Source organism: Gilliamella sp. B2889, from assembly GCF_026536885.1.
GTDB classification, from domain to species: domain Bacteria; phylum Pseudomonadota; class Gammaproteobacteria; order Enterobacterales; family Orbaceae; genus Gilliamella; species Gilliamella apicola_E.
The window spans coordinates 286,103-304,795 of record NZ_JAFNNF010000003.1 but is presented as its reverse complement, the minus strand read 5'-3'; the positions used below and the strand labels follow the sequence as shown (position 1 = coordinate 304,795).

Sequence of the window (18,693 nt, the reverse complement as noted above, 5' to 3'; positions counted from 1 at the left end):
ATAACCTTAATAAAGGACATTAATATGATAAAAAAAATATTGGTTACGCTATTTATCTTAATTTTGGTCATTGTTATCAGTATCGCTTCCCTTATTATATTTGTTGATCCTAATAATTTTCGTGGTTACATCTCACAAACAGTGAAAGACAAAACAGGGTATGAACTGACTATAGAGGGTAATCTACGTTGGCATATTTGGCCTCAAGTTAGTATTTTAACTGATTCGGTTAAATTATCCGATAGCGGTGCAACAAAACCTCTTTTAACCGCTGACAACATGAGGCTTGATGTTGAGCTTCTTCCTTTGTTTTCAAAAAATTTAGCAATTAAAAATGTATTTATTAAATCAGCAACAATCAATATTACGGATGAAAGCAAAGGTGAAAATGCTAAAAATAGCACTCAAGCTATAACTAATTCTTCAGAAAAACAACCATCTGAAGATAAAAAAAATCCATCTGATTGGAAGTTCAGTTTAAATAAGTTTGAAATAGCGGATAGTACAATTGCATTTCAGCATAATCGTGATTTGATAAATTTTAGAAATATTAATCTGTTATTAGAAAAAAATAACGATAAAAACCTTTCTCTTGAACTCAATGGGAATATCGATAAAAACCAGCAAGACTTATATTATTCATTAAACGCCAATATTGATTTAGTCCAATTCCCTGAAAAAGCAGTTATTGATTTAAAAAAATTGGATTACACGTTTAACGGCATAGTCAATTCAGAAAAAGAGATAAAAGGTAATGTAACTGGTGTATTTAATTATCAAAAAGCACCAATGCAATTGGATAGCCAAAATTTGCTTTTTTCAATTAACGATAATGATTTTACAAGTAAGATCAATATCCGTTTTGATAACAAACCGGTGATCGATTTCCAATTAAATTCAAATAAATTTGATTTAACACCTTTTATCCAAAAAAATGAAAATTCAACGAAAAGTACTAACGTTCAACAAACTTCGCCAGTTGTATCGAATGTTTCCAAAAATGATAATGAATTAAGTATGCTTAATTCATTTGATGGAAAAGCAAAAATAAATATCAAAGAAGTCAAAGCGGATAAAATTGCATTAGGTAATTTGAATGTTGAAATTGACAATCAAGATGGTATAGCAAACTTAAAAAATCTAACTTTCAATTTTGCAAATGGGCAAATTGCTGCCAACGGCACCGCTAATGGTAAACAAAAAAACCCACAAGTTAAATTGAATACTAAAGTTAGCAATATCAATTTAAGCTCATTTTTTACGCAGATGAATATGGCTTATGATCTTGATGGTATATTCAATGCTTCTGGAGTATTAGAAGCCAATACATTATCAACAACTAAATTATTAGAGAACATTAAAGGTAATGCTAATATCGTCATTACTAATGCTAAACTAAATAATATTAACATCCAAAGCATCATCGAAAATGCCGCCGCGAAATATAGCAATGGTAATATAAATTCTGAAAATCATAAAAAATATACTGAGTTTCATAAAATCACAACCAATGCTTATATAAATCAAGGTAACATTGATCTTAATTCACTCAATGCAAACTCTGAAACATTAGATGTGATAGATAGTTCAGGAAGAGTGGGAATGGTTAATCGTGATTTAGATGTTAATCTAAATATAAAAATATTAGGTGGTTGGAATAGTAAAAGTGAAACTATTGCAAAACTACAAAAAGTGACTATACCACTACGCATATATGGTCAATTTTCTAATTTACACTATCAACTAGATATTGCCAAAATAGTATCTGATGTGCTTAGTGATAAATTACAACAACGTTTAGATAAGCTACGTGATAAATTAGAAAACAATGGTTCCAGAGATAAAGATAAATCTAGACAAAAAGCAGTTGATATTTTAGGTGAATTTATCAAGAAATAAATATTTGATGAAATAATTATAATGGATATAAAAAAGGTGAGCTAAATAACTCACCTTTTTTTATTCAATTAATCTAGTTGATTATAAAATGAATTTGCTCAAATCTTCATCAGCAACAAGTTTATCAAGATGATCGCTGACATATTTAGCATCAATTGTAATGGTTTGACCACCCAATTCACTGGCTTCGAAAGAAACCTCTTCCATCAAACGTTCAAGCACAGTATGCAAACGGCGAGCACCGATATTCTCATTTTGTTCATTAACTTGCCAAGCAGATTCAGCAATTTTACGAATCCCATCTGGTGTAAAATCAATATTAACACCTTCTGTTGCCATTAATGCTTTATATTGCACTGTTAACGACGCATTAGGTTCCGTTAAAATACGCTCAAAATCTTCACTAGTTAATGCTTGTAATTCAACGCGAATTGGTAAACGTCCTTGCAGCTCAGGAATCAAATCTGAAGGACTTGCAGTTTGGAACGCACCTGATGCGATAAACAAAATATGATCAGTTTTTACTGAACCATGTTTAGTTGAAACAGTACAACCTTCAACAAGTGGTAGTAAATCACGCTGAACACCTTCACGTGAAACATCAGGACCAGATGAATTACCACGCTTACACACCTTATCGATCTCATCGATAAACACAATACCATTTTGCTCGACAGCTTCAATGGCTTCGTGTTTAAGATCATCGGGATTAACCAATTTAGCAGCTTCTTCTTCAATTAGCTGTTTCAAGGCATCTTTGATCTTCATTTTACGAGCTTTGGTTTTTTGACCACCTAAATTTTGAAACATTGACTGAAGTTGGTTGGTCATCTCTTCCATACCTGGCGGTGCCATAATTTCAACACCAATATTAACGCCAGCTATTTCAATCTCAATTTCCTTATCATCAAGAGCGCCTTCACGTAATTTTTTTCTAAATGCTTGTCTAGCAGTTGAATCATTATTGTTTTCAACTTGTCCCCAACCATCTTTTGCTGGCGGTACTAGCACATCTAAAATACGTTCTTCAGCTAATTCTTCTGCTCTATTACGATTTCGTTCAATTGCTTCTTGACGAATCATCTTAACAGCAGAATCGGTAAGATCACGAATGATTGAGTCAACTTCTTTACCTACATAACCAACTTCCGTAAATTTTGTGGCCTCTACTTTGATAAATGGAGCATGTGCAAGTTTAGCTAATCGTCTTGCGATTTCTGTTTTACCCACCCCTGTTGGGCCTATCATAAGAATATTTTTTGGGGTAACTTCATGACGTAATGCTTCATCAAGTTGCATACGACGCCAGCGATTACGTAAAGCAATAGCAACAGAACGTTTTGCTTTATCTTGTCCAATAATATGTTGGTTTAATTCGCTTACAATTTCGCGAGGAGTCATTTCAGACATAATAATATTTCTCTTAAATCAGTTTTAATTAGTAATTAAGCTCTTCAATAGTTTGGAAGTTATTGGTGTAAACACAAATGTCACCAGCTATTGATAGCGATTTTTGTACAATATCATGTGCAGATAATGAAGTATTATCTAATAAAGCTCTTGCAGCAGCTTGAGCATAAGGTCCACCAGATCCAATCGCAATCAGATCATCTTCTGGTTGAATAACATCCCCTGTACCAGTAATAATTAATGATGCGGTTTCATCAGCTACAGCAAGTAATGCTTCTAACTTACGCAACATCCTATCGGTTCGCCAATCTTTGGCTAGTTCAACTGCTGCTTTAGTTAAATGACCTTGGTGCATTTCTAATTTACGTTCAAATAATTCAAATAATGTAAAAGCATCTGCTGTACCTCCAGCAAATCCTGCTATCACTTTATTATTGTATAAACGGCGAACTTTTCGAGCATTACCCTTCATAATAATTCGTTCACCTAATGTAACTTGCCCATCGCCTCCAATAACGACTTGACCTTCACGACGGACACTGACAATTGTTGTCATATTCTGCTCCTTCTCTTACTAAAACACTTATTTCGGAATGAATAGAGAATATATTGGGATGATTAGTAAATTTTCAACATCTGATTATTAAAATGCGAAATATTTATTTATTAATAGATGGAATAGTTAAATATGGTATTGAGATTTAAGCAGTTCAGATCTTACTTATTTGGGTTGGAAATCAATAGTCATTGTTTTAACTTCATTGTATAACTTACTAGAAGGTTTTGGTATAACCGCTAATTTAGTAGCTGCTAAAGCCTCTCGACATAAATCAGCATCACCGCCTTTTGAGGTTACATTCAGCAATAAACCATCAGGCGCTATCTGGATTTGTAATGTACAAGTTTTTCCTCGATAAAGATTTTGCGGATTAATAAACTTATTGCTAATTGCATTTTGTACTAACGATCGATATTTATTTAATTCGCCATCTGAGACACCTCTACGACTAGCTGCACCACCGGAAACATCAGGAGAGCCTGATGTAAGACCGCCTAAGAGATCATTAAGCGCTTTATCCTTTTTTGCTTGCTCAGCCCTTTTTGCAGCTGCGGCCTTTTCGGCGGCAGCTTTCTCGGCAGCGGCTTTCTCTGCAGCAGCCTTTTCTGCAGCGGCTTTCTCAGCAGCAGCCTTTTCTGCAGCGGCTTTTTCTGCGGCAGCCTTTTCTGCAGCAGCTTTCTCTGCAGCAGCCTTTTCTGCAGCAGCTTTCTCTGCAGCGGCTTTTTCTGCAGCAGCTTTTTCGGCAGCGGCTTTTTCAGCAGCAGCTTTTTCGGCAGCGGCTTTTTCAGCGGCAGCTTTTTCGGCAGCGGCTTTCTCTGCAGCGGCTTTCTCAGCAGCGGCTTTCTCAGCAGCAGCCTTTTCAGCAGCAGCTTTTTCGGCTTCGGCTTTTTCGGCTAATTCTTTAACTTGTTTGTCTAATTGCTCTTGACGCTGTTGATTTGCTTTTTCCTGATTAACTTGCGCCTGCAATTGTCTTTGATATTGTTCGGTCATAACTGACGGATCAATCATGATTGCGTCAATAGAATTACCATTAATGCTACCGTAATTTTCTCCATTATCATCAGGAATAAATTGATATCCTAAAACAATAATCAATATACCATGTAAAATAATGGATATGATAACTGGTAGACTTAGTTTTGATCTTAACTTGTTAGACATTGCTGACATTTTTTATAATTATTAATTTAAATTGGTTGAGTCATCAAACCGACAGATTTAACACCCGCAGATTGAAGCAAATTCAAAGCTTTTATAATTTCTTCATAAGGAACTTGTTTAGCTCCACCGACTAAAAATACTGCTTTATCATTTAATGACATTTGCTGTTTAACTTCTGCAACAATTTGCTCTTGAGGTATATTCGATTGTCGATTTTGATCAATAATTATTGCATAAACACCAACTCCGGAAACCTCAATAATAATTGGTTTATTATCGGAAGGTGAAACAGTTTTTGACTCTGTCGCTTCAGGCAGATCAACTTCAACACTTTGACTAATAATTGGGGCTGTCGCCATAAAAATCAATACTAATACAAGCAATACGTCAAGTAACGGTACAATATTGATTTCTGATTTGGTTGAATAGCGTGAACGTCTACTCATAATTATTTCCTAACAGCTACTGCTTGACGTTGTAAAATTGTAGAAAACTCATCAATGAAGTTCAAATAGTTTTGTTCCATTCGACTTACACTTAATGATAATCGATTATATGCTAATACCGCTGGAATCGCCGCAAACAAACCAATAGCTGTTGCAATTAACGCTTCCGCAATACCTGGTGCAACCATTTGTAATGTAGCTTGCTTAACTGCGCCAAGTGAAATAAAGGCATGCATAATACCCCAAACAGTACCAAAAAGACCAATATATGGACTGATTGAACCGACTGTTCCTAAGAATGGGATATGCAATTCTAAGTTATCTAATTCACGATTCATTGCTAAACGCATTGAACGAGATGCGCCATCTAATGCAGCTTCAGGCATATTTGGATTAATTTGATATAAACGAGAAAATTCTTTAAATCCCGAATAGAAAATATGTTCTGTGCCACAGATCTCTTCTTTATTGAATTTTGCTTTATCAAAGAGCACATTTAAGTCTTCGGCAGACCAAAAACTATCGTCAAACTGTTCGACTTGTTTTTTTGCTTTGCTTAAAATTTTGCTACGTTGGAAAATGATAGCCCAAGACATTACCGAAAATGCTAATAACAATAACATAACACCTTGTACTAAAAGTCCAGCTTGTAAAAATAGATCAATAATATTGAGATTATCCACTTAAATTAACTCCAAAACTAATAACTTGGGAAGCGCACACGGCTTCATTTTAGTCATATTGACACAAGCAATAACGACATCAGCGCTGCTGATAATTTGCTTATTCTGGTTTAAAATTGTCTGTTTAAAAATAATAGACGCCTTACGAATTTGCTCAACCTTAGTGCTGATAGTTAGCATGTCATCTAAACGGGCTGGAAAATCGTAGCTAATATCCATCTTTTTGACAACAAATGCAATACTTTCCTGTAATAACTTTTGCTGACTAATATCAAGATGTCTTAGCATTTCCGTTCTAGCTCGTTCAAAGAAGGCTAGATACCTAGCATGATAAACTACTCCGCCAGCATCTGTGTCTTCATAATAGACTCTTGCATTCCAATTGAATTGTTTCATATTTTATAATTTGAACAAAAAATTTGCGTCATTATATATGATTATAAAATTCGCTGCACTATGATATAAAAATAGTTAAATGAAAACAATTATCATTTGTTAATTATTTGTCTAATATACAGCCCTATAACTAAAAAGGTGGCAATTTGCCACCTTTTTATCTATTTTATGACTCTTTAGTTTCTTTATCGTTATTTTCAAGCCAAAGTCCTGTAACAACTGCAAGCATACAAGCTGCAATTAATCCTGCTAACCATAGAAAGTAATACATAATAAATCCTTAATAAAGTGAATGTTTATTATTTTCAATATGATTTTTATCTAAACGGCCAAACATCTTAATGTAACACCATGTGGTATAGAACAGAATGAGTGGTACAAAGATTAGTGCTACACCAAACATGATATTAAGTGTTAATTGGCTAGAAGATGCGTCCCAAATTGTCAAACTCGCATTTGGCATAATGCTTGAAGGAATGATGAATGGGAATGTCGCAATACCATATGTCAGTAATACACAAGCAATGGTTAGTGCAGAAGATAAAAACACTAATCCATTTTTATTTAAACTAGAAAATAAAATAGTAAATAAAGGTAATAAAACACCTAAAGCTGGTACAACCCATAATATTGGATAGTTCATGTAATTTTTTAACCATGAAACATCTGTCGAAACAGTTTTGCTCAATGGGTTTGAAACACCATTAGGATCTATAGCGCTAGTTACCTCATAACCATGAATACCGAAGGCAACCCAAACTCCAGCTAATACAAATGCAATTAACATAATTAAACTAGCTATTTGAGTTGCTTTTCTTGCTCTTAAATAAAGTTCACCAGAAGTTTTCATTTGCAACCAAGCACCACCATGAGCAACGATTAACATTAAACTCACAACACCTGCTAATATTGCAAATGGGTTAAGTAAACCAAAAAATGAACCATCATAAAAAGAGCGATAACTATTATCAAATCTAAATGGAACGCCTTCTAACAAGTTTCCGAATGCAACACCGAAAACAAGAGCAGGAACAAAGCTACCTAAAAAGATTGCAATATCCCACATATTACGCCATTTAGAATTTTCTAATTTACTACGATAATCAAACCCAATTGGTCTAAAAAACAGTGCACATAACACCAAAATCATCGCAATATAAAATCCGGAAAAAGATACCGCATAAGCCATCGGCCAAGCAGCAAAAATACCTGCACCACCAGTAATTAACCAAACTTGGTTACCATCCCAGTGCGGTGCTATTGCATTTATCATAACACGGCGTTCAGTATCAGTTTTGCCAATAAATGGTAGTAAGATACCAACACCCATATCAAATCCATCGGTGACAACAAAGGCGATTAACACAACGCTAATCAGCACCCACCAGGTGACTCTTACAATTTCATAATCAATCATTGTATATACTCCCTATGCCTTACTCTGATATCGATTGTGTTTTTTCATAATGATAGCTGCCAGTACCTAAAGAGCTTGGTCCTAATCGAGCAAACTTAAACATTAAGAACATCTCAGCAACTAAGAACATTGTATAAAGTCCACAAATAAGAACCATAGTGAATAGTACTTCACCTGGAGTTAATGATGAATTAGCTACTCCAGTTGGCAATATGTCTTGAATTGCCCAAGGTTGACGACCATATTCTGCAACAAACCAACCACATTCACATGCTAACCAAGGGAATGGGAGTGATAAAAGAAGTAAACGGCATAACCAACGTTTTTCACCAATTTTATTTTTGTAAGTTGACCATAAAGCAAGGCCAGTACCTAAAATCATTAATAAACCAAAGCCAACCATTCCTCTAAATGCCCAGAATAAAGGCCATACAGCTGGGATTGAATCTTCAGTCGCTGCTTTAATATGTTCTTCAGTAGCTTCTGGAATTGTTAGGTTATCTTTATCGGTAAAACGTTTAACTAGGTAACCATAGCCTAAATCAACTTTATTATCTTCAAAGGCTTTTAAAACCGCAGGGTCTTTATCGCCTTTTTGAATTTTTTCTAAACTAGAATAAGCGACAATACCATTACGAATTCGAGTCTCATTATCCGCTAAAATATCTTTTAAACCAGTTACTTTGGTATCTAATGAGCGAGTTGTCATAATTCCCATCACATAAGGAATTTCAACCGCAAACAAGTTCTCTTTTTTCTCTTGTGAAGGGAACGCTATAACGTTGAACGATGCAGGTGCTGGTTGAGTTTCCCATTCAGCTTCAATTGCAGCTAATTTAACCGGCTGTACAGTAGTCATTTCATGACCAGCTTCATCACCCATAATAGCGACCACAATTGACATAATAAAACCAAATACTGCAGCTACAGCAAAAGAGCGCTTAGCAAATGGTAAATCACGTTTTTTGAGTAAATAATATGAACTAATACTTAAGACAAAAATAGCACCAGTTAAATAACCCGCTGCTACGGTGTGAACGAATTTATATTGAGCAACAGAATTGGTAATTAACTCAAAAAAACTTTGCATTTCCATTCTTGAGTTAATCGGATTAAAGTCTGAACCGACAGGGAACTGCATCCAACCATTGGCAACTAAAATCCAGAGCGCAGAAAGATTAGAACCAAAAGCCACGCACCAAGTGACCATTAAATGCTTGCCACGGCTTAATCTATCCCATCCAAAAAAGAATAAACCAACCATGGTTGATTCTAAGAAAAATGCCATTAATCCTTCTATTGCAAGCGGTGCACCGAAAATATCACCTACATAATGCGAATAATAAGACCAATTTGTACCAAACTGAAATTCCATAGTTAAACCAGTAGCAACACCAACAGCGAAGTTGATACCAAATAGTTTACCCCAGAATTTAGTCATATCTTTCCAGACTTGCTTACCACTAACAACGTATACCGTTTCCATAATTGCAAGCATAAACGCCATACCAAGCGTTAATGGTACAAAAATAAAATGATACATCGCAGTGAGTGCAAACTGAAGGCGTGACAGTTCTACTATATCTAACATAAAGCGCTCCCTTATCCTTAAATGCCCACAAATTTTGTAACGTTATTATTGTACAACAAAATTTAATGAATAAAAATTGATTAATGTCAAAAAAATAAAACTTAAAAATGTTTTTTTATTGCTTCACCAATTTGCGCTAAGCTACTTACAACAGTAACACCTGCTGATTGCAGTGCTTTAGTTTTTTCTGCTGCAGTACCTTTATTGCCAGAAATGATTGCACCTGCATGTCCCATACGTTTGCCGGCTGGGGCCGAAACACCAGCTATATAAGCAACCACAGGTTTAGTAACATTATGTTTAATATAGTTGGCGGCTTCTTCTTCTGCGCTACCACCAATTTCACCAATCATAACTATTGCTTCTGTTTTAGGATCTTGTTGGAGTAATTTTAATATTGAAATAAAATCACTGCCGGGAATGGGATCACCACCGATTCCGACGCAAACGGATTGGCCTAATCCAATATCGGTTGTTTGTTTAACTGCTTCATAAGTTAGCGTACCTGAACGCGAAACAATCCCAACTTTACCAGCTAAATGAATATGTCCAGGCATGATACCAATTTTACACTCATCAGGAACAATAATTCCTGGGCAATTTGGACCAATCATCACAACATCATTTTGGGTTAATTTTTCTTTAACAATAAGCATATCCATGGTTGGAATGCCTTCTGTAATACAGACGATTAATTTTATACCTGCATCAATGGCTTCTAAAATTGAATCTTTACCAAATGCAGCGGGAACATAAATAACGGTTGCAGTTGCACCTGTTGTTTCAACCGCTTCTTTAACAGTATTAAAAACAGGTAAACCTAAATGTGTCGTACCACCTTTGCCTGGTGTTACGCCACCAACTAATTTAGTACCATAAGCCAGTGCTTGTTCAGAATGGAATGTACCTTGGCTGCCAGTAAATCCCTGACAAATAACTTTTGTATCTTTATTAATCAAAATTGACATAGTAATTATTCTCCACCCATTCTCTTATTGTGCAACACTGACGATCTGTTGGGCTGCATCGACTAAACTTTTTGCGGTAATAACATTTAATTTACTTTTAGCTAAAATATCTCTTGCTAGTTCTGCATTATTACCTTCAAGACGAACGACAACAGGAACAGTCAAACCTATTTCCTTAATTGCATCAATAATGCCATTAGCAATAAGATCGCAGCGAACAATACCACCAAAAATATTGACTAATATTGCTTTCACATTTTTATCAGAAAGTATCAATTTAAAGGCTTCGGCAACCCGTTCTTTTGTCGTGCCACCACCAACATCTAAAAAGTTTGCTGGCTCACCACCATAAAGTTTAATCATATCCATAGTTGCCATAGCAAGGCCTGCGCCATTAACCATGCAACCAATATTGCCATCTAAAGATACATAGCTAATGCCTTGTTTAGCCGCTATCGACTCCCGTTCGTCTTCCTGTGTAGTATCTCTTAATACGACTAAATCAGGATGTCTAAACATAGCATTATCATCTAGCACAACTTTAGCATCTAGACAGATTAACTCCTGTGTATCGGTAATAACTAAAGGATTGACTTCTGCTAAAGAAACATCTTTTTCAATGAAAAGATTAGCAAAATTAACAAATAATTTAGCAAATTGATTGACTAATTTACCGGTTAAACCAAGTTTAAAAGCTAACTCTCGGCCTTGATATCCGCATGGTCCTGTTAAAGGGTCGAGTGATATTTTATGAATTAAATGTGGCGATTGCTCAGCGACTTTTTCGATCTCAACACCACCTTCGGTAGATGCCATAATCACAATGCGTTTTGTACTACGATCAACAACCGCCCCTAAATAAAGCTCTTTCTCTATATTAGACGCTTTTTCAATTAAAATTTTATTAACTGGTTGCCCTTTAGGCGTTGTTTGATAAGTCACTAAATATTGACCTAACCATTTTTCAGCAAACAATCTAATTTCATTAAAATCTTTAGTACAAATTACCCCACCTGACTTACCACGTCCACCTGCATGAACTTGGCACTTTGCTACCCAAGCATTAGATTGAGAAGAGAGCTCAGCCAATGTATCTTGTATTTCATCGATTGAATTACACACATAACCTTCTGGCACTGGCAAATTATATTGTTTAAATAGGTGTTTTGATTGATACTCATGCAGATTCATAAATAATTCCGAAACGTCGATTGCCATAAAATAGTGGCTAATTTTAATTCAAGTTGAAAAAATTGTGTAGTAAATAATTACTTATGTTTGGAGTTATTGAGAATTATTGCTGATAACTACCGACAGTGTTATACTCAAAATATGTATATTGTAAAAACAGTAAAGGTAAAAATATGGCACAAGTTGGAATTTTTTTTGGTAGTGACACAGGCAACACAGAAAATGTAGCTAAACAAATCCAACAAATTTTAGGTATAGACAAAGCAGATCTTTTTGATATTGCAAAAACAACAAAAGAACATATCGAAAAATATGACTTCTTATTTTTTGGTATCCCAACTTGGTATTACGGCGAATCTCAAGCGGATTGGGATGATTTTTTTCCTAACTTAGAAAACGTTGACTTTAATGGCAAAACAGTCGCAATATTTGGCTGTGGTGACCAAGAAGATTATGCTGAATATTTTTGTGATGCAATGGGAACAATTCGCGATATTATCGAACCTAAAGGCGCAAAAATTGTTGGTCATTGGTCTACTGAAGGTTACAGTTTTGAAGCATCTAAAAGCTTAGTTGATGACAACCACTTTGTAGGTTTAGCCATTGATGAAGATCGCCAACCAGAATTAACAAAAGAAAGAATTAATAATTGGGTAAACCAAGTAAAAACCGAAATGAATATTTGATCTATCAAACTGATTTATTTTATTTTCCGTTCATATTTTATAATATGCCTAATTAATTAACTAAATTGGAATGTAATATGACAAATCATGATAAAGATAACAATGCAGCACTCAAAAGTGCGGGTTTAAAGGTTACGTTACCGCGATTAAAAATTTTAGAATTACTACGCGATCCTTCATGCCAACACATTACTGTGGAAGATCTTTATAAAAAACTACTTGATATGGGCGAAGAGATTGGTCTTGCTACTGTATATCGTGTATTAAATCAATTTGATGATGCGGGTATTGTAACACGCCACAATTTTGAAGGAGGAAGAGCCGTTTTTGAGCTTGCCTCACAAAAACATCATGACCACTTAATTTGTTTAGATTGTGGAGAAGTTTTTGAATTTCGAGACGAAATTATCAACAAACGTCAAAAAGAAATTGCAGAGCAATATGGCGTGGAACTCACCTTTCATAGCTTATATCTTTATGGTCATTGCAAATCAGGTAACTGTAAAACTCATCCGGAACTTCATACAAAAAAATAAGCCTATTTAATAGGCTTTTCACTTATTGAGAACTCTTACTTTTATCTTTCAGGTTAATAATTAAATGAAGCAGCTATTAAATTTTATACCACTTATCGTCTTTTTTATATTTTTAACAATTTACGATATTTTTGTTGGCGTACAAGCCTTGATGGTTTCAGCAACCATCTCATTTTTAATTATTCTTGTTATGTATAAAAAAATTGATAAAGTCGAGCTCGTCTCCTATCTGATGATAATGATTTTTGGTGGCATAACACTTTATACGCAAAATCAAGACATAATTAAATGGAAAGTAACCATCATAAACTTCTTATTTGCTGCTGCATTATCTATTAGTCAGTTTGGTTTCAAAAAAAATCTACTACAAAAAATGTTAGGTAAAGAGATACATCTCGATATCGCTATTTGGAATAAACTCAACTTGATATGGATCGCTTTTTTTACGGTTTGCGGTTCATTTAGCCTAGTTGCAACCTATTATGCATCAAGTGATTTCTTCTGGATCTTCAAAGTATTTATTTTACCGATTGCATCATTAGTCATGTCATTGATATCGGGCATTTACATCTATCGGCATATGAATAAAATGGCTGATAACGGATAAAAAAATATAAGTAGGAGTACTTTCAACATGACGCAAGACAACCCTAATGGACAACTCGTTTTACGCACTTTAGCCATGCCAGCAGACACCAACCCTCATGGCCATATATTTGGCGGGTGGATAATGTCACAAATGGATTTAGCCGGTGGTATTTTAGCTAAAGAAATTGCTAAAAGAAGAGTAGTAACAGTAAATGCAAGTAGTATCACCTTCTACAAACCAGCAATGGTTGGCGATGTTGTTTGTTGTTATGCTCATTGTATAAAAACCGGTACAACATCCATTACAATTGGTATTGAAGTTTGGATAAAAAAAATAACAGATGCTGACAATGCAACACAACGCTTCTGCATTACTGACGCGACATTTACTTATGTTTCTGTAGATAAACATAATAATCCAAAACCGTTGCCTGAAATATTTCAAAATTTCGATTGTACTAAAGACCCAATTAGTAAACTAAACTTAAGTTATAGCTGATAATTATGCAATTTACATCATTTCATGCCTTAGTAAGTACATTAATATTTCTTGTTTACTGGTTGCTTATTGTGTCAACCACCTTACGTATTGTCTTTAAAAGACGACCAACCACTTACGTAATCGCATGGATGTTAGTAATATATATATTACCTATAATTGGTGTCATTCTCTATTTTGCACTAGGTGAAGCTCATCTTGGGCAACAAAGAGCTAAACGTGCGCAAAAAATGCGCCCGACTATTACAAAATTTATTAATCGATTAAGTGCTTTTCCTGACATCTTTACCACCAAAGTCAGCCAAGTTAGCAAACCTATTTTTCAACTCTGTAAACATCAAACAGGTCTTGATGGGATCAGAGGCAACCACATTGAATTACTGAGCAATACCGATACCATTTTTGACCAACTAATTCAAGACATAAACCAAGCCAAGTCAAATATCGAAATGGTCTTTTACATTTGGAACGAAGGTGGTAGAGCTGACGATGTTGAACAAGCGCTTATACAAGCCACACAACGAGGCGTCACCTGTCGCCTAATGATTGACTCAGCCGGTAGTCGACATTTTATCCGCTCCAAAGCCAGTCAAAGAATGCGAGACGCAGGCATAACCATCGTCGAAGCATTGCAGGTTAATCTATTAAGATTTATGTTTAGACGACTTGATTTACGACAACATCGAAAAGTCGCCATTATTGACAACTACATCTCATATACTGGTAGCATGAACATCGTAGATCCACGATTCTTCAAACAAAATAAACATGTTGGGGAGTGGGTTGATATCATGATCAGAATGTGTGGTCCAGTAACCACACTAATGGGTGCAATATATGCCAGTGACTGGGAGCTAGAAACAGGAAAATATTTAGCCCTACCTCAAATTACTGATTTCGCAGAGCCGCCAGAAGATAAAAAACATATTATGCAACTGATTGCTTCAGGTCCTGGTTATACTGAAAACATGATCCATCAGGTACTCTTAACCGCAATCTACTCAGCTCAAGAACAAATTATATTCACAACGCCATATTTAGTACCAAGTGATGATATTTTACATGCAGTATGTACAGCCGCTCAACGAGGTGTTGAAGTAATCATTATCGTCCCTAAAAAGAATGATTCGCTAATGGTTAAATGGGCAAGTCGAGCATTCTTTTCTGAATTATTAAACGGTGGGGTTAAGCTTTATCAATTTAATGATAATTTACTCCATACCAAAAGTGTATTAATCGACAACCAACTTAGTTTAGTTGGAACCGTTAACTTAGATATGCGAAGTTTATGGCTCAATTTTGAAATCACAACGGTAATTGATGATGCACAGTTTGCAAAATCACTATCTACACTGTTGGAACAATATTTATCACAATCAGATAAAGTGGATATTGAAAAATGGAAAAAAAGACCAATCTGGCAACGGATTGTTGAACGACTATTTTACTTTTTTGCTCCATTGCTCTAAACAATCGTTGTAAAAATTAACGTTTGAGTAAACTTTGAAAAGATAAATATTAATATCCTTTTTGCGAAACATCAGGCAAAAACAGATTATCTGCAATACGGAAAACGCTAGATTCGATTGTTCCATCTTCATTAAGCGTAATTTCACGCCAGCCTGGAGCTTCATCATTAGATAATTGAAACTCATAACAATTTGGCTTGAATTGAAAACAAGTAGATGGTGTAGAAAACGCGTGGCAATTATGCCAAACATGATCTTGTTGTTGATGAATATGCCCCCAACCAAGACCTTTTATTGAAGGAAATTTTTTAACGATTTCCTCAAGTTCATTACTATTTTTTAAAATATGCTCATCTAACCAATAACAACCCGAATTAATAGGATGGTGATGCAAAAAGACCATCACATTTTTATCAGTATGAGCTAATAACGTCTTTTCAAGAAATTGCAACTCAGATTGAGGTAACAAACCACATGCCTGACCAACAACTTGGCTATTTAAAAGCACAATCAACCAATTATCACCAAGCGATACCACTTTATTTTCAGCCAGTTGGTAATTCGAAAAAACTTCCTGCATATAACTAAAATTATCATGATTACCAGCCAACCAAACACATGGCGTATTAAACTGCTTAATCTGCTCGGCAAAGCGGGCATAGGATTTCTTCGAACCATCTTGCACAAAGTCACCTGTTGCAACGATCAAATCATACTTTCTATTACCGCGCTTAATTTCATTAATAACCGATAAAAAACTCGCATTTGACTTAATGCCTAATAAAGCACCATCCTCATCAGCAAACAGATGTGTATCAGTAATATGCAAAATATTTGCACAATGCTTATTCTGTATTTGAAGCGTTAAAAGTGACGCCAAAATCTACCTCAATAATTATATATATGAAATCATGCCAGCAATAGAATTGATATTGTGATCAACATCACAATTTTTTATTTTTAAATCATGATGTTATACTAAATTGTAAAATAAAATTTATTTTTAGGGAAGCAATAATTTCCTGAATTTAACAAAAATAGCTTATTTCCACTCATTTCTTAGTGTCGAATGATTAAGTTGTAACCATTGTAATGCAATAATTGATGCCGCATTATTAATTACGCCTTCTTCAACCCACTTATAAGCTTGCTCACGGCTGACTACATGAACCTTGATATCCTCGTTTTCTTCAGCTAAACCGTGCACGCCTTTAGCGGTTGAAGCATCAACCTGACCAACCAAAACATGTAACTTCTCAGTTAAACCACCTGGTGATGCAAGATAACTAATAATTGGCTTACATTGCCCAACAACAATACCCGCCTCTTCCAAGGCCTCTCGTTTTGCTACTTCTTCGATCGACTCATTCTCATGATCCATCATCCCGGCAATCAACTCTAACATCCAAGGCGAATCTTCTGTCTCAATTGCAGCTATTCGAATTTGCTCAATAAGCACAACTTCATCACGCTTATCATCATATGCTAAAAGCACCACAGCATGGCCACGCTCCAGAATTTCGCGACTCACCACCTCACTGACTGAACCATCAAATTTACGGTATTGAAAGCGGTATTCCAATAACGAAAAAAAGCCCTTATATAAAATGCGTTTAGTTAAATTAAAAACATCTTTCTTGTTATAAAGCACAGGTTTAAATTTCATATCAAATTCTCAATTTTAAGCTAAATTTTAATAAAAAGTGCGAATCACGAATAAGTATACTTTCTATATGCTAATTATCTGTTAAAATTATGCAATTGAAAATATTATTCTATTTTATTGCTTTTAAAGAGAAGATTAATGAAAAAAACTTTAACCTTTTTAATTGGCTTAGCATTAAGTCAATCTGTGTTTGCTGAAAACTTAGTACAGGTTTATGAACAAGCGAAACAAACCAACCCAGATCTACGCAGTTCATTAGCTGAAAAAGATAAAGCTTACTCAGCAATTTCAGGTTCTCGTGCAAGCTTACTTCCGCAAGTTGGCCTTAGTGCTTCTTATGGTGTAGCACATGGACGTCGAGACAATAGCGGTGTTAAAACTAAAAGCGGTAGCTTATACCAAGTTGGTGTATCACAAAGTATCTTTAATTTTTCTAATTGGAAAGCGTTAGATATCACCAAAAAACAAGCCACTATTGCGGATATCTCTTATCAATATCAAGGCCAAACATTAATTTTAAACACCTCAGTAGCCTACTTTAACGTATTAAAAGCTCTTGATGCATTAAGCTTTATCGATGCACAGAAAAAAGCAATTGGTCGTCAATTAGAACAAACTCGCCAACAACATCAAGTTGGGCTAGTTGCTATTACCGACGTACAAAATGCTCAAGCAAATTACGACTTAACTGTTGCACAACAAGTTAATGCATTAAATGATCTAAATAATGCGCTTGAAGCATTACGCCAAGTAAGTGGACGCTTCTATTCTCAACTTGCCAGCGTTGACACCAAAACCTTTAGAACTGAGCAACCAACTCAAATCAACACATTGTTAAAACAATCTGAAACCACTAATCTTAATTTATTAACAATGAAGTTAAACCAAGAGATTGCTCGCGACCAAATCAAAATGGCTCAATCCGGTTTTATGCCTACTGCTAGCTTAGAAGCATCAACAAACTTAAATAAAAGCGATAGTTATGGTAATACCAATTACGAGCGTCATACTGCCGGTAAAAAATATACTGGTGATAACAGAATTGGGGTTAGCGTAAGCTTACCACTATTCTCTGGTGGCGCAACAGTATCACAAGTACAACAAGCACAACACAGCTTCGTAAGCTCAAGTGAAAAACTTGAAAGTACTAATCGTAGTGTGATTAACCAAATCCGCTCATCTTACAACAACATCTCATCATCGATCAGTGCGATTAAAGCTTATCAACAAGCGGTTGTTTCAGCACAAAGCTCATTAGAAGCAACCTCTTCTGGATACCAAGTAGGAACTCGTACTATCGTTGACGTACTTAACGCAACAACACAACTGTATAGCTCAAAACGAAATCTTTCTGACGCTAAATACAACTATTTAACAAGTTTATTACAGTTAAAATATGCAGTTGGAACCTTAACGGCAAGTGATCTAGATTACCTAAACAATATGTTAGGTAAAGAAGTAAGCACACTTGCAACAATAAAATAATTCAATAAAAATTAATAAAAAAGCGATCATCAGATCGCTT

Annotated in this window: 20 protein-coding genes; 7 read left to right on the top strand and 13 right to left on the bottom strand. The window is 35.2% G+C overall.

Annotated features, from left to right (window positions below; translation table 11 throughout):
* Positions 1-24: 24 nt before the first annotated feature.
* Positions 25-1,899, top strand: coding sequence for an outer membrane assembly protein AsmA (asmA, locus tag J3U09_RS06350; RefSeq protein ID WP_267357563.1), 1,875 nt, complete (start codon positions 25-27; stop codon positions 1,897-1,899).
* Positions 1,900-1,980: 81 nt separating this feature from the next.
* On the opposite strand, the gene hslU is transcribed toward asmA, so the two are convergent.
* The 11 genes from hslU to sucC all read right to left on the bottom strand — a co-directional run bounded on the left by hslU (position 1,981) and on the right by sucC (position 11,724).
* Entirely contained in the window at positions 1,981-3,309 is a 1,329-nt protein-coding gene (hslU, locus tag J3U09_RS06345; protein WP_065734269.1) for an HslU--HslV peptidase ATPase subunit, read from the bottom strand.
* Between the two features lie 28 nt (positions 3,310-3,337).
* The gene (gene hslV, locus J3U09_RS06340; RefSeq protein ID WP_065562241.1) at positions 3,338-3,865 is read right to left on the bottom strand and encodes an ATP-dependent protease subunit HslV; all 528 of its coding nucleotides are present in this window, start codon (positions 3,863-3,865) and stop codon (positions 3,338-3,340) included.
* A 165-nt stretch (positions 3,866-4,030) separates the two neighbouring features.
* The gene (gene tolA / locus J3U09_RS06335) at positions 4,031-5,041 is read right to left on the bottom strand and encodes a cell envelope integrity protein TolA (protein WP_416380043.1); all 1,011 of its coding nucleotides are present in this window, start codon (positions 5,039-5,041) and stop codon (positions 4,031-4,033) included.
* A 17-nt stretch (positions 5,042-5,058) separates the two neighbouring features.
* Positions 5,059-5,478, bottom strand: coding sequence for a colicin uptake protein TolR (tolR, locus tag J3U09_RS06330; RefSeq protein WP_086364301.1), 420 nt, complete (start codon positions 5,476-5,478; stop codon positions 5,059-5,061).
* Positions 5,479-5,480: 2 nt separating this feature from the next.
* Entirely contained in the window at positions 5,481-6,161 is a 681-nt protein-coding gene (gene tolQ, locus J3U09_RS06325) for a protein TolQ (protein WP_065734266.1), read from the bottom strand.
* Positions 6,162-6,557, bottom strand: a complete 396-nt coding sequence (gene ybgC / locus J3U09_RS06320; RefSeq protein ID WP_220225068.1) for a tol-pal system-associated acyl-CoA thioesterase — start codon at positions 6,555-6,557, stop codon at positions 6,162-6,164.
* A 166-nt stretch (positions 6,558-6,723) separates the two neighbouring features.
* Positions 6,724-6,828, bottom strand: coding sequence for a cytochrome bd-I oxidase subunit CydX (gene cydX / locus J3U09_RS06315; RefSeq protein WP_065562246.1), 105 nt, complete (start codon positions 6,826-6,828; stop codon positions 6,724-6,726).
* Positions 6,829-6,837: 9 nt separating this feature from the next.
* The gene (gene cydB, locus J3U09_RS06310) at positions 6,838-7,974 is read right to left on the bottom strand and encodes a cytochrome d ubiquinol oxidase subunit II (protein WP_267357561.1); all 1,137 of its coding nucleotides are present in this window, start codon (positions 7,972-7,974) and stop codon (positions 6,838-6,840) included.
* A gap of 19 nt (positions 7,975-7,993) precedes the next feature.
* Positions 7,994-9,565: a cytochrome ubiquinol oxidase subunit I gene (locus tag J3U09_RS06305; protein ID WP_220225069.1), complete on the bottom strand. Its 1,572-nt coding sequence runs from the start codon at positions 9,563-9,565 to the stop codon at positions 7,994-7,996.
* Positions 9,566-9,666: 101 nt separating this feature from the next.
* The gene (gene sucD / locus J3U09_RS06300) at positions 9,667-10,533 is read right to left on the bottom strand and encodes a succinate--CoA ligase subunit alpha (protein WP_220225070.1); all 867 of its coding nucleotides are present in this window, start codon (positions 10,531-10,533) and stop codon (positions 9,667-9,669) included.
* A gap of 24 nt (positions 10,534-10,557) precedes the next feature.
* A complete protein-coding gene (sucC, locus tag J3U09_RS06295) occupies positions 10,558-11,724 on the bottom strand; it encodes an ADP-forming succinate--CoA ligase subunit beta (RefSeq protein ID WP_267357636.1) in 1,167 nt (388 codons plus the stop codon).
* A gap of 173 nt (positions 11,725-11,897) precedes the next feature.
* Here sucC and fldA point away from each other — a divergent pair, with 173 nt between their 5' ends.
* The 5 genes from fldA (at position 11,898) to cls (ending at position 15,502) form a co-directional block, all read left to right on the top strand.
* Positions 11,898-12,410 (top strand): flavodoxin FldA, encoded by a 513-nt coding sequence (gene fldA / locus J3U09_RS06290; protein ID WP_267357559.1) that lies wholly within the window; start codon positions 11,898-11,900, stop codon positions 12,408-12,410.
* Between the two features lie 77 nt (positions 12,411-12,487).
* Positions 12,488-12,946 carry a ferric iron uptake transcriptional regulator gene (gene fur, locus J3U09_RS06285; protein WP_065562252.1) on the top strand — a complete coding sequence of 153 codons (459 nt, stop codon included), beginning with the start codon at positions 12,488-12,490 and terminating at the stop codon, positions 12,944-12,946.
* A gap of 64 nt (positions 12,947-13,010) precedes the next feature.
* The gene (locus tag J3U09_RS06280) at positions 13,011-13,553 is read left to right on the top strand and encodes an inner membrane-spanning protein YciB (RefSeq protein ID WP_220225071.1); all 543 of its coding nucleotides are present in this window, start codon (positions 13,011-13,013) and stop codon (positions 13,551-13,553) included.
* 27 nt (positions 13,554-13,580) lie between these two features.
* Entirely contained in the window at positions 13,581-14,033 is a 453-nt protein-coding gene (gene yciA / locus J3U09_RS06275; protein WP_065562254.1) for an acyl-CoA thioester hydrolase YciA, read from the top strand.
* 5 nt (positions 14,034-14,038) lie between these two features.
* On the top strand, positions 14,039-15,502 hold the full coding sequence (gene cls, locus J3U09_RS06270) for a cardiolipin synthase (RefSeq protein WP_267357557.1): 1,464 nt from the start codon (positions 14,039-14,041) through the stop codon (positions 15,500-15,502).
* A 49-nt stretch (positions 15,503-15,551) separates the two neighbouring features.
* Here cls and cpdA read toward each other — a convergent pair whose 3' ends face one another.
* Positions 15,552-16,382, bottom strand: a complete 831-nt coding sequence (cpdA, locus tag J3U09_RS06265; RefSeq protein WP_267357555.1) for a 3',5'-cyclic-AMP phosphodiesterase — start codon at positions 16,380-16,382, stop codon at positions 15,552-15,554.
* 162 nt (positions 16,383-16,544) lie between these two features.
* Positions 16,545-17,168: an ADP-ribose diphosphatase gene (nudF, locus tag J3U09_RS06260; RefSeq protein WP_267357553.1), complete on the bottom strand. Its 624-nt coding sequence runs from the start codon at positions 17,166-17,168 to the stop codon at positions 16,545-16,547.
* Positions 17,169-17,306: 138 nt separating this feature from the next.
* Here nudF and tolC point away from each other — a divergent pair, with 138 nt between their 5' ends.
* Positions 17,307-18,653, top strand: coding sequence for an outer membrane channel protein TolC (gene tolC, locus J3U09_RS06255; RefSeq protein WP_267357552.1), 1,347 nt, complete (start codon positions 17,307-17,309; stop codon positions 18,651-18,653).
* Positions 18,654-18,693: the final 40 nt, after the last annotated feature.